Origin of the sequence: Hydrocarboniphaga daqingensis (genome assembly GCF_900129825.1) — a bacterium.
In the GTDB taxonomy this organism is placed as follows: domain Bacteria; phylum Pseudomonadota; class Gammaproteobacteria; order Nevskiales; family Nevskiaceae; genus Hydrocarboniphaga; species Hydrocarboniphaga daqingensis.
In genome coordinates this window covers 305,062-306,392 of the sequence record NZ_FQWZ01000007.1, presented here as the reverse complement: position 1 = coordinate 306,392, position 1,331 = coordinate 305,062, and the positions used below count along the sequence as shown (strand labels likewise).

Annotated in this window: 1 pseudogene; it reads right to left on the bottom strand. The window is 59.8% G+C overall.

The annotated features are described in order from the left end of the window. Positions 1 to 1,331 (bottom strand): annotated as a pseudogene (locus BUB09_RS15020) (methyl-accepting chemotaxis protein); the annotation flags it as partial.

Genomic DNA, 1,331 nt, shown 5'->3' with positions numbered 1-1,331 from the left:
TGCTTGCTGGCATCGGCTCGGGTTGCCAGGCGGCCTTCGACGGCCGCCTTGGCCAGCACGTCGGCGTCGGCCACCATCTTGTTGACGGCATCGATCGCCCGGTTCAGGTTGTTCTTGATCGTGTTGAAGTCGCCGTTGTAGCTGTCGGTGATTGCGGGCGGGATGTCGCCCTTGGAGATCCGGTCGACGTAGTTCGCTGCAACATTCAGCGGGCCGATGACGGCATCCAGCGTGTCATTGACACCCTGAACGATCTTGCGGAAGTCGCCTTCGTGCTTGGTCGCGTCGGCTCGGGTCGCGAGGCGACCTTCAACCGCAGCCTTGGCGAGGATGCCGGCGTCGGCGACCATCTTGTTGACCGCGTCGATCGCCCGATTCAGGTTGTTCTTAATCGTGTTGAAGTCACCGTTGTAGCTGTCGGTGATTGCCGGCGGGATATCACCCTTGGAGATCCGGTCGACGTAGTTCGCCGCGACATTGAGCGGACCGATGACGGCATCCAGTGTGTCGTTGACGCCCTGGACAATCTTGCGGAAATCACCCTCGTGCTTGGACGCGTCGGCGCGGGTCGCGAGCCGCCCCTCAACCGCGGCCTTGGCGAGAATGCCGGCGTCGTCGACCATCTTGTTGACGGCGTCGATCGCCCGATTCAGGTTGTTCTTGATCGTATTGAAGTCACCGTTGTAACTATCGGTGATCGCCGGCGGGATGTCGCCCTTGGAGATGCGATCAACATAGTTGGCCGCGACATTGAGCGGACCGATCACCGCATCGAGCGTGTCATTGACGCCCTGCACGATTTTGCGGAAGTCGCCTTCGTGCTTGGATGCATCGGCACGGGTCGACAACCGACCTTCGACTGCGGCCTTGGCGAGAATGCCGGCGTCGGCAACCATCTTGTTGACCGCATCGATTGCACGATTGAGGTTGTTCTTGATCGTGTTGAAGTCACCGTTGTAGCTATCCGTGATCGCCGGCGGGATATCGCCCTTGGAGATCCGGTCGACATAGTTGGCCGCGACATTGAGCGGCCCAATCACCGCATCGAGCGTGTCATTGACGCCCTGGACAATCTTGCGGAAGTCCCCTTCATGCTGGCTTGCGTCGGCACGCGTCGAAAGGCGCCCTTCGACCGCCGCTTTGGCCAACACATCAGCGTCACCGACCATTTTATTGACGGCGTCGATCGCACGATTCAGGTTGTTCTTGATCGTGTTGAAATCGCCGTTGTAGCTATCGGTGATCGCCGGCGGGATATCGCCCTTGGAGATCCGGTCGACGTAGTTGGCTGCGACATTGAGCGGGCCGATGACGGCATCCAATGTGTCATT